Origin of the sequence: Klebsiella sp. HMSC16C06, from assembly GCF_001808325.1 — a bacterium.
GTDB lineage: Bacteria > Pseudomonadota > Gammaproteobacteria > Enterobacterales > Enterobacteriaceae > Klebsiella > Klebsiella variicola.
Genome location: NZ_KV793012.1, coordinates 606,554 through 617,074, shown reverse-complemented (window position 1 = coordinate 617,074; position 10,521 = coordinate 606,554). Strand labels below are relative to the sequence as shown.

Sequence of the window (10,521 nt, the reverse complement as noted above, 5' to 3'; positions counted from 1 at the left end):
GTAGGTCGGGTAAGGCGTTAGCCGCCACCCGACAAACAAACGGCACCGTTCACGGTAATCCTTTCATTCATTTTCCTGCCTTAAGTGATCTCGCTAGCAATGTGAGACAAATCTCTGTGGGTGTACGGCATCTGCGCTGTTTCGATGTTGTTAAATTCTGCGTTGTGATCTAGAAACAAAATGTAACATCCTGATTACCCTACCGGTGGACCACAACAATGAATAATTCAGGGAAATACCTTATCTGGACACTGCTCTCCGTGATCGGAGCCTTTGCCCTCGGCTATATCGCCTTAAACCGGGGTGAGCAGATAAATGCGCTGTGGATTGTCGTCGCGGCGGTCTGCGTTTATCTGATCGCATATCGTTTCTACGGTCTGTATATCGCCAAAACCGTTCTCGGCGTTGACCCGACGCGGATGACGCCGGCGGTACGACATAATGACGGCCTCGATTATGTTCCGACCGACAAAAAAGTGCTGTTCGGTCACCATTTTGCCGCCATTGCCGGCGCGGGGCCGCTGGTGGGCCCGGTGCTTGCCGCGCAGATGGGCTACCTGCCGGGGATGATCTGGATCCTCGCCGGCGTGGTGCTGGCGGGGGCGGTACAGGACTTTATGGTGCTGTTTGTTTCGACCCGTCGCGATGGCCGCTCGCTTGGCGAACTGGTTAAAGAGGAGATGGGGCCAACCGCTGGCGTCCTGGCGCTGGTGGCCTGCTTTATGATCATGGTCATCATCCTCGCGGTCCTGGCGATGATCGTGGTGAAAGCGTTGACCCACAGTCCGTGGGGGACATACACCGTCGCCTTTACCATCCCGCTGGCGATCTTTATGGGTATCTATATTCGCTACCTGCGCCCGGGGCGCATCGGCGAGGTGTCGGTGATCGGCCTGGTGATGCTGGTGTTCGCCATCATCTCCGGCGGTTGGGTGGCGGAAAGCCCGACCTGGGCGCCGTGGTTTGATTACACCGGCGTACAGCTGACCTGGATCCTGGTGGGCTACGGCTTTGTCGCCGCGGTACTGCCGGTCTGGCTGCTGCTGGCCCCGCGCGACTACCTCTCCACCTTCCTGAAAATCGGCACCATCGTGGGGCTGGCGATTGGCATTCTGATTATGCGCCCGACCCTGACCATGCCGGCGCTGACCAAATTCGTCGACGGTACCGGCCCGGTGTGGAGCGGCAACCTGTTCCCGTTCCTGTTTATCACCATCGCCTGCGGCGCGGTCTCCGGCTTCCACGCGCTGATCTCCTCCGGCACCACGCCGAAAATGTTGGCCAACGAAGGCCAGGCCTGCTTTATCGGCTACGGTGGTATGTTGATGGAATCCTTCGTCGCCATTATGGCGCTGGTGGCGGCCTGTATTATCGACCCGGGCGTCTACTTCGCGATGAACAGCCCGATGGCGGTGCTGGCGCCGGCGGGAACCACCGATGTGGTGGCCTCGGCGGCGCAGGTGGTGAGCGGCTGGGGCTTTAGCATTACCCCGGATACGCTGCATCAAATCGCCAGCGAGGTGGGTGAACAGTCGATTATCTCCCGCGCCGGCGGCGCGCCAACCCTGGCGGTGGGGATGGCCTACATCCTGCACGGCTCGCTGGGCGGGCTGATGGATGTCTCGTTCTGGTACCACTTCGCCATTCTGTTTGAGGCGCTGTTTATCCTGACGGCGGTTGATGCCGGCACCCGTGCGGCGCGCTTTATGCTGCAGGATCTGCTGGGCGTGATTAGCCCGGGGCTGAAAAAAACCAGTTCGCTGCCGGCCAACCTGCTGGCGACCGCGCTGTGCGTCCTGGCGTGGGGCTACTTCCTGCATCAGGGGGTAGTGGATCCGCTGGGCGGGATTAACACCCTGTGGCCGCTGTTCGGTATCGCCAACCAGATGCTGGCGGGGATGGCGCTGATGCTCTGCGCGGTGGTCCTGTTCAAGATGAAACGCCAGCGCTACGCGTGGGTGGCGCTGCTGCCGACAAGCTGGCTGCTGATTTGTACCCTGACCGCCGGCTGGCAGAAGTCGTTTAGCCCGGATACCAAAGTCGGTTTCCTGGCCATCGCCAATAAATTCCAGGCGATGATCGACAGCGGCAACATTCCGCCGCAATATACCGAATCACAGCTGGCGCAGCTGGTGTTTAACAACCGTCTCGATGCCGGGCTGACCATCTTCTTTATGATTGTGGTGGTGGTGCTGGCGCTGTTCTCGATTAAAACCGCGCTGGCGGCGCTGAAAGAGGATAAACCGACGGCGAAAGAGACGCCGTACCAGGCGATGCCCGCCGATGCGCAAACTATAACCGCGCAGGCGAAGCGCGCGCATTAACCGGTGTGCCGGGTGGCGGCTTCGCCTTACCCGGCCTACATTTCCGATCCTCCTTCTCCCTTTGGGAGAGGGAAACAAAAGAGAAATGACTTATGTTCGACACCCTCTCCAAAGCGGGAAAATATTTAGGCCAGGCGGCGAAGATGATGATCGGCGTGCCGGATTACGATAACTACGTCGAGCACATGCGAATAACCCACCCGGATCAGACGCCGATGACCTATGAAGAATTCTTTCGCGAGCGCCAGGACGCGCGCTACGGCGGCAAGGGCGGGGCGAAGTGCTGTTAACCCTCTTTCGGCAGATAGAGGCTGATCTGCTCCTGGGTACAGCCGTAAATCGCCGCCAGCTTCTCGCGGGTGCGCTTCTGCGGACGGGAGTCCAGCGCTTCCAGCTGCGACACGGCGGACTGGCTGATGCCGAGTTTAGCCGCGACCTCCTGCTGGGATAGCCCGCGCAGGATGCGCCACGCGGCCTGCAGACTGACGTTTTCTTTATGCATCACGTCGCATACTTCGCCTGGTAGCATGACATTATCATAGATGTCTGATTCATAAGGAATATCTTCCCAGTCGCTTTCATCCTCGTCGTCGTACTCCAGCAGAGCCAGGCGCATACGAAAGTAATCGCTGTAAGGAATGACGACATACTGGTCTTTTCCTTCTTCATCCTTGATGTACTGAATAGTCATATTCGGTATCTTCCTCATGAAGGTAGGTGGTGGTGGTTCGGCGTTTAACCGCCACGACGTAGCAGGTATCGCCCGGCGGATCCCCAAAGGTGTAGATGACTCTGTAATCACCTAATCGCAGCCGGTAGTGGTTTTCGGGAGAGGACAATTTTTTGATATCCGAGATAGGTGAAGCTTTATCATCCATCTTTTCCAGCCTGGATTTAATGCGGCTCTTATACCGAGTATCGATTTTAGAAAATTGCTTATCTGCCGTTTTTGACCAGACAATTTTCATCCGTCCCTCCACTGTACGCCCACACAAAATATAAGGAAATAATAAGACTATTAGATAAATTCCGAATTTCTTATGGGGTACTGTAGAGCGGAGAAAAAACGCAGGTAAGAGGCAAAACGCAACCCGTCGAGGCGGCGCGGGAAGGCCTCTGCCGGGCGACAGAGGCTTGCAGAAAATGTGCGATCAGGCGTTCAATCCGCCATCCACGTCCAGCCCCGTACCGGAGATCTGCCCGGCGGCCGGGCTGGCGAGGAAGGTGACCGCCGCGGCGATGTCTTCCGGCTGGCCGTAGTGACCGACCGCAATCATCTGGCGCTGGGCTTCCGCCTGTTCTCCGTCTTCCGGGTTCATATCGCTGTTGGTCGGCCCTGGATGGACAAGGTTAACGGTGATCCCGCGAGGGCCTAAATCACGCGCCAGGCCACGGGTCAGGGCGTTGAGGGCGGACTTGGTCATGGCGTAAACCGCGATGCCCGGCATGGCCACGCGATTAGCCAGACAGCTGCCGATGTTGATGATCCGTCCGCCATCGGCCATATGCACCAGCGCTTCCTGGGTGGCGATGACCACCCCACGAATATTGACGTTGATAAGCGCGTCAATGTCCGCCAGCGTCATGGATTCCAGTGGACCGCCGCGGGCGATCCCTGCGTTGTTGACCAAAATATCCAGCCCGCCGAGGGACCGGGCCGCATGGGTGACGGCATCCTGAATAGCCTGCGCGCTGGCGCTGTCGGCCTGCACCGCCTCGCCGTGCCGACCCAGGGCCTTTATTTCATCGGCGACTGCCTGGGCTTTATCGGCCGATTTTTCATACGTAATAACCACATCGGCACCGGCGCGTGCCAGCGACAGCGCGATTGCGCGACCCAACCCACGGCTGGCGCCGGTAACCAGCGCCTTTTTACCTGTTAAATCGATCTGCATGATGACCTCGTTGCGAGAGTGGTGAGCATCATCATTAGGTATAGACGGTCGGGGCGATTAACGGCTGAAGTATTCCACCTTCTCAAACGCCGCGCGCAGAACCTCAGGGGTTAACGTCACTGGTAAATAGTGAATCGACTCGCCCGGGCGCAGGGTATGGGCAATGACCCGGTCCAGTTCTGTGCGGTTATTGATATCGACCTCCAGTGCCGCCAGGGTGGTCGGCAGGTTAAAGCGCTGATATGCCTGCACTAACTGCGCCAGCACATCGTCCTGAGCAAGCAGGGCGCTCTGTACCAGAATGCCGTAGGCGACTTTGGTACCGTGGAGGAATTTATCCGTCTGCGGCAGCACCGTCAGTCCGTTGTGCACCGCATGGGCGGCGGCGACCCGGGTGTAACGTTCCCCCAGCCCGCCAACCATCCCGCCGCCGGCGATAATCGCCTCTACCACATCGCGAAACGCCTGGGTCAGATCGCCGCGGCGCTGGTCCGCCAGCGCCGTTTCGCTGCTGGCCAGCAGCACGTCGCGGATCGCCAGCGCGCCGTTAATCCCCAGCCGCACGGTGAGCGGCAGCGCCTCCGGTTGCGGCGCCAGCACCACTGCCTCATACCATTTGGCTAAGGTGTCGCCAATGCCCGCCAGCAGGTACTCCGCCGGGGCGTTGAGAATGATGCGCGGCTCGACCAGCACCAGGAAGTTGGCGTCATCGAAGATCTCAAAATTCAGGGCCTGTCCGGCGTCGCTGTACCACACCGACAGCGGCGTCCACGCCGCGCAGGTGGCGGCGATGGTCGGGATGGCCACCAGCGGTACCCCCAGGCGACGGGCCAGCACTTTCGCGCTGTCGAGCAGCGCGCCGCCGCCGACGCCAATCACTACCGCCCGATCGTCACCGGAGGCCTGCACCAGCGCCGCCACGTCGCGTTCGCTGCAGTGGCCGGTAAAGCGGATCTTTTTTGCATCCGGCAGGTGGAAGGCCGCCGGCAGAAAAGGTTCGGCGCCGGCCAGGGCGCGCTCGCCATAGACCCACACCGCCCGCGAGAGCTGGTCGGCGCTGAAAAAATCGCTCAGCCGCTCAAGGCTGCCAGGGTGGGAGAAATAGTTGGCCGGGCCGGGTACGACGCGGATATCGCTGTTGCTCATGGAAGCTGTCCTTATAGGTGTTGGGCTAAACTGATGTTATGTCTGGACATCCAGATGGCTAATATTATTTCGTTGTATCTTATGCTTTTTACGCAGTTGTCAGCCAGCGGCGGCTATGAAAAATTCGTTAAATCAGAAGATTAATTACCGCACGGGAACAGTGATGAGCGCGAACCGCCTTGAGATGCATAACATTAGCCTGGCCTTCTCCGGCTTTCAGGCACTGAACAAGGTGGACTTTACCCTTCATGGCGGGTCGGTGCATGCCCTGACCGGGGCCAACGGCGCGGGTAAGTCGACGCTGATGGCGGTGCTGTGCGGCACCCACGCTCATTATGAAGGCGAGGTGACGATCAACAACCAGCCGGTCATCATTCGTTCGCCGCGGGATGCTAAACAGCTGGGGATCCACCTGGTGCAGCAGGAGGTGGATGTGGCGCTGGTGCCGGGCCTGAGCATTGCGGAAAACATCATGCTGGACAGGCTGGCGGAGCCGGGCATGGCGTTTCGCTGGTCGCGGGTTCGGCAGCTGGCGCGCGAGGCGCTGGCGCAGCTGGACGTGGCGCTGGACGTCAGGCGCTCTATTGACAGCTGCACGCTCGCCGAAAAACAGCAAATCCTGCTGGCTCGCGCTCTGTCGCACCATTGCCGCTTTTTGATCCTCGATGAGCCCACCGCGCCGCTGGATCAGCATGAAAGTGAGCGCCTGTTTGCGGTAGTACGCCGTCTGCAGCAGCAGGGGATCGGGGTGGTGTTTATTTCGCATCGTATCCATGAACTGAAGGCGATCTGCGACACCCTGACGGTGCTGCGCGACGGGCGGCTGATTGAGAGCGGCCCGATGGCGCCGCTGAGCGGCGAACAGATCGTCGAAAAGATGCTGGGCCACGAGCTGAGCGATATCTTCCCACCGCCGCGCCCGCCGCACGGCGAAGAGGTGCTGCTGCAGATTGACGGTTTGCATGATGAGGCGCTGCTGCAGGATATTTCGCTGCGTCTGCGGAAGGGGGAAATTCTGGGTATCGCCGGGCTGGCCGGCGCGGGCAAAACCGAGCTGTGCAAAGCGCTGTTCGGCGCCAGCAAAAGCCGGGTGCAGCGTGGCGAGCTGAACGGCCAGCCGTGGCGACCGCGCGATCCTGCCGACTCGGTGGGGCGCGGCCTGGCGCTAGTCCCGGAGGAGCGGCGCAAAGAGGGCATTTTCATCGAAGAGCCGATCGCGATGAACCTGGCGGTCAGCGCCGATAACAGCTTTTCGCGCTGGAGCCTGTTTGGCCATCGGCAGGCCTGGCGCTGGGCGGAGGAGGTGATTGCCCGCCTCGGCGTGCGCGCCACTGGCCCGGGGCAGATGCTGCGCCGTCTTTCCGGCGGCAACCAGCAGAAGGTGGCCATTGGCAAATGGCTGCGCAGTCATGCCAATGTTTTGATTTTTGACGAACCGACCAAAGGGGTCGATGTGAAAGCGAAAACCGATCTGTTCATGCTGATCGATGGTCTGGCGCGGGAAGGCAAAGGGGTGATTTATGCCTCGGGTGAATTCGCCGAGCTGGTCGGTTTATGCGACCGCATCTGCGTGCTATGGGACGGACGGATTGTGGCGGAGATCCCCGGCGCGGAAGCCCGGGAAGAGACGTTGCTTTATTATTCAACCGGAGGAGCGGCAGCGTGAGCAAGGCCCTGGCAGTAAACGCGACGGTATCGGGCCGTCAGCGATTTTTTGATTTTCTCTATAAGTGGGGCATGTTGCTGACCGTGGTGCTGCTGGTGGCGGTCTTTGGCCTCGCCTCGGACAACTTCCTTGATCCGTTCAACATCATCAACATTCTGCGCTCGATCGCAATTGTCACGGTGATTGCCATCGGGGTGTCGATTTCTCTCACCATTGGCGGCTTTGATCTGTCAGTGGGATCGACGGCATCGCTGGCTAACGCGCTGGTGATTTCCCTGTTTGTCTGGCATGGCCTGGGGACCACCGAAGCGATTCTGATCACCCTCGCGCTCTGCACCCTGGTGGGGCTGTTTAACGCCTTTCTGATCGTGGTGCTGCGCATTCCTGACATGCTCGCCACCCTGGCCAGCCTGTTTGTGATTCAGGGCGTGGCGATGACCTACAGCTACGGCGGTTCGATTACTGAAAACATGGTGCTGCCGAGCGGCGAGATGGCGGAAGGCACTATCCCGGCGGCCTTTGGCGCGCTGGGGCAGGTGCCGACCATCGTCATCATCATGCTGGTGGTGACGCTGGTCGCCCAGCTGGCACTGTCGTTCACCACCCACGGACGGCGGATGTACGCCATCGGCGGCAACCCGGAGGCCGCGCGGCTCTCCGGCCTGCGGATCACTCGTTACAAAGTCGCAGCATACGTGATTGCCTCGCTGCTGGCCGGGCTGGGCGGCATTCTGCTGGCCTCGCGTATCGGATCCTCGCAGGTCAACGCCGGCGGCGGCTATCTGATGGACGCGGTGGCGGCGGCCTGGATCGGCTTTTCGCTGGCGGGCTCCGGTAAACCGAACGCCCTGGGGACGCTGGTGGGGGCGGTGATCCTCGGCGTGCTCTCCAACGGGCTGGTGATGCTCTCGGTGCCGTATTACGCGATGGACATTATTAAAGGGTTGGTCCTGGCTGGCGCGCTGGCACTGACCTATTTTCAGCGCCGTACTTAACATTTTACAGGGTAAACAGCATGAAAAAGATCGCACTCTCTCTGATGACGCTGGGTCTGCTGCAGTCGACGGCGGCGCTGGCCACTGCCCCGACGCCGGTGCCGGCGGCGATTGCCGAGCACAGCGGCCCGATCCGTATTGCGGTGATCCGCAACCTGGGGTCTGACGATAACACCACCCAGTTTGTCTCCGGGGCGCTGCAGGAAGGCAAAAAGCTCGGTTTCAAAATCAGCACCTTCCTGAGCAACGGCGATGACGCCAAATTCCAGGACTTCGTCAACCAGGCCATCAGCCAGAAATACGATGGCATTATTCTCTCCCAGGGGCGTGACCCGTATTCCACCGCCCTGGTGAAGAAGGCGGTGGATGCCGGGATCAAAGTGGCGGTGTTCGATACCGCGGTGAGCAGTGAGATCCCCGGGGTGACGGTCAGTCAGCAGGATGACGCGTCGCTGACCGAGCTCTCTTTTGGCCAGCTGGTGAAAGACTTCAACGGCAAGGCCAACATCGTCAAGTTGTGGGTGGCGGGCTTCCCGCCGATGGAGCGCCGTCAGGCGGCTTACCAGACGCTGCTGAAGCAAAATCCGGGGATTAAAGAGCTGGAGTCGATCGGCGCCGTGTCATCCGATGTGCAGGGCGACACTGCCAACAAGGTGGGGGCGATCCTCGCCAAGTATCCGAAAGGGAAAATCGACGCGATCTGGGGCACCTGGGATGCCTTTAGCCAGGGGGCCTATAAAGCGCTGAAAGAGAATGGCCGCACCGAGATCAAACTCTACAGCATTGATATTTCCAACCAGGATCTGCAGCTGATGCGCGAAGCCGGCAGCCCATGGAAGGTGAGCGTGGCGGTGGATCCGAAGCTTATCGGCGCGACCAACGTGCGGCTGATCGCCAATAAGATCGCCGGCGAGCCGACGCCAGCCACCTACGACTTCAAGGCGGCGGCGATCCCGCAGGCGCTGCTGGCGGCCCAGCCGGGGGCGGTGAACGTGGCGTCGCTGGGGAAAATTATCCCTGGCTGGGGCCAGACCGAAGACTTTATCGCGCCGTGGTTCGCGACGCTGGAAGCGAAAAACAAATAAAATCAAGCCGGGTGGCGGTGGGCGGCGGCCTGGTGCCCTCACCCCGGCCCTCTTCCGCAGGGAGAGGGGGAAAACCATGCCACCGGGCGAGAGGGATCCCCTATGTCAGCATTACCTTCCCCCGAATACAGCCGCAATATGCGGCTGATTGGCCATAGCGATCAGGGCGGTCGTCCGGACGGCGTGCAGCTGATGGTGCACCGCGGATTCGCCTATATCGGCCATATGGTGTCGCAGGGCTTTTCCGTGGTCGATGTTCGCGATCCGACCCGGCCCACCACCGTCAACTATATTGCCGCGCCGCCGGGCACCTGGAACGTGCATCTGCAGGCGCATGACGATCTGCTGCTGGTGATCAACGCCCGGGATCTGTTTGCCGACGCCCGTTTTGCTGATGAGAAGGTCTACTACACCCGCTCGGTGGGCGACACGGTCAGCGATGTGCAGGACAAGGGCTGGAGCGCCGGGCTGCGCATCTTTGATATTTCCACTCCCGCGCAGCCGCGGGAAATCAGTTTCCTGTCGCTTAACGGTATCGGTATTCACCGCATCTGGTACGTCGGCGGCCGCTGGGCGTATGTGTCCGCGTTGATCGACGGTTTTACTGACTACATCTTCCTGACCATCGATCTGGCCGATCCGCGTAAGCCCGAAGTGGCCGGGCGCTGGTGGCTGCCGGGGATGCACCAGGCGGGCGGTGAAACACCGGACTGGCCGCAGGGCAAACGCTATGCGCTGCATCACGCCATTATTGCCGGGGATACCGCCTACGGCAGCTGGCGCGACGGCGGCCTGACGCTGCTGGATGTCAAAGACCGTACCCAGCCGACGCTGATTAGCCATCGCAACTGGAGCCCGCCGTTCGGCGGCGGGACGCATACCGCGCTGCCGCTGCCGGATCGTGACCTGCTGGTGGTGCTTGACGAAGCGGTGCTCGACAATCAGGAGGACGGTGAGAAGCTGATCTGGCTGTTTGATATCCGCGAGCCGGCGAACCCGGTGAGCATCTCGACTTTCCCACAGCCGGATGAAATCGACTATGTGGCGAAAGGGGCGCATTTCGGTCCGCACAACCTGCATGAGAATCGTCCCGGCAGCTTTGTCAGCTCAACGCTGATTTTTGCCACTTATCAGAATGCCGGCGTGCGGGCTTACGATATTTCCAACCCGTATCGTCCGCTGGAGACCGGGGCGCTGGTGCCGGCGGCGCCGAAGACGATGATGGATACCCGTCCCGGCCGCCCGCAGGTGATCCAGTCCTGCGATGTGTTTGTCGATGCGCAGGGCATTATCTACAGCACCGATTACAACGGCGGGCTGTCGGTGATTGAGTATCTGGGATGAGGACAAGGTAAACGCAAAATTGTGCTCGCATGTCTGCCGGGTGGCGGCTTTCGCCTTACCCGGCCT

Annotated in this window: 10 protein-coding genes; 6 read left to right on the top strand and 4 right to left on the bottom strand. The window is 60.4% G+C overall.

The genetic code is table 11. The features are described 5' to 3' along the window. Positions 1-218: 218 nt before the first annotated feature. Positions 219-2,324, top strand: a complete 2,106-nt coding sequence (gene cstA / locus HMPREF3142_RS21780) for a pyruvate/proton symporter CstA (RefSeq protein ID WP_008805590.1) — start codon at positions 219-221, stop codon at positions 2,322-2,324. A gap of 92 nt (positions 2,325-2,416) precedes the next feature. Further along, positions 2,417-2,614, top strand: a complete 198-nt coding sequence (locus HMPREF3142_RS21775) for a YbdD/YjiX family protein (RefSeq protein ID WP_002893903.1) — start codon at positions 2,417-2,419, stop codon at positions 2,612-2,614. Here HMPREF3142_RS21775 and HMPREF3142_RS21770 read toward each other — a convergent pair. The 4 genes from HMPREF3142_RS21770 to HMPREF3142_RS21755 all read right to left on the bottom strand — a co-directional run bounded on the left by HMPREF3142_RS21770 (position 2,611) and on the right by HMPREF3142_RS21755 (position 5,365). Continuing rightward, positions 2,611-3,015 carry a helix-turn-helix domain-containing protein gene (locus HMPREF3142_RS21770; protein ID WP_008805591.1) on the bottom strand — a complete coding sequence of 135 codons (405 nt, stop codon included), beginning with the start codon at positions 3,013-3,015 and terminating at the stop codon, positions 2,611-2,613. The genes HMPREF3142_RS21775 and HMPREF3142_RS21770 overlap by 4 nt on opposite strands. Further along, a complete protein-coding gene (locus HMPREF3142_RS21765; protein ID WP_002893907.1) occupies positions 2,990-3,292 on the bottom strand; it encodes a type II toxin-antitoxin system RelE family toxin in 303 nt (100 codons plus the stop codon). Before HMPREF3142_RS21765 ends, HMPREF3142_RS21770 begins: the two co-directional genes overlap by 26 nt. A 183-nt stretch (positions 3,293-3,475) precedes the next feature. Beyond that, the gene (locus HMPREF3142_RS21760; RefSeq protein WP_012968723.1) at positions 3,476-4,219 is read right to left on the bottom strand and encodes an SDR family NAD(P)-dependent oxidoreductase; all 744 of its coding nucleotides are present in this window, start codon (positions 4,217-4,219) and stop codon (positions 3,476-3,478) included. 57 nt (positions 4,220-4,276) lie between these two features. Then, positions 4,277-5,365, bottom strand: coding sequence for an oxidoreductase (locus tag HMPREF3142_RS21755; RefSeq protein ID WP_023339772.1), 1,089 nt, complete (start codon positions 5,363-5,365; stop codon positions 4,277-4,279). Positions 5,366-5,528: 163 nt separating this feature from the next. Between HMPREF3142_RS21755 and HMPREF3142_RS21750 the strand changes: the two genes are divergently transcribed. From HMPREF3142_RS21750 to HMPREF3142_RS21735, 4 genes are all read left to right on the top strand, one after another. Continuing rightward, complete coding sequence (locus HMPREF3142_RS21750; protein ID WP_023339773.1) at positions 5,529-7,031, top strand: sugar ABC transporter ATP-binding protein; 1,503 nt, start codon at positions 5,529-5,531, stop codon at positions 7,029-7,031. After that, positions 7,028-8,026, top strand: a complete 999-nt coding sequence (locus tag HMPREF3142_RS21745) for an ABC transporter permease (RefSeq protein WP_002894035.1) — start codon at positions 7,028-7,030, stop codon at positions 8,024-8,026. The genes HMPREF3142_RS21750 and HMPREF3142_RS21745 overlap by 4 nt, the downstream gene beginning before the upstream one ends. A 20-nt stretch (positions 8,027-8,046) precedes the next feature. Then, on the top strand, positions 8,047-9,111 hold the full coding sequence (locus tag HMPREF3142_RS21740) for a sugar ABC transporter substrate-binding protein (RefSeq protein ID WP_070612555.1): 1,065 nt from the start codon (positions 8,047-8,049) through the stop codon (positions 9,109-9,111). Between the two features lie 102 nt (positions 9,112-9,213). Further along, positions 9,214-10,455 (top strand): LVIVD repeat-containing protein, encoded by a 1,242-nt coding sequence (locus tag HMPREF3142_RS21735; protein WP_022065143.1) that lies wholly within the window; start codon positions 9,214-9,216, stop codon positions 10,453-10,455. Positions 10,456-10,521: the final 66 nt, after the last annotated feature.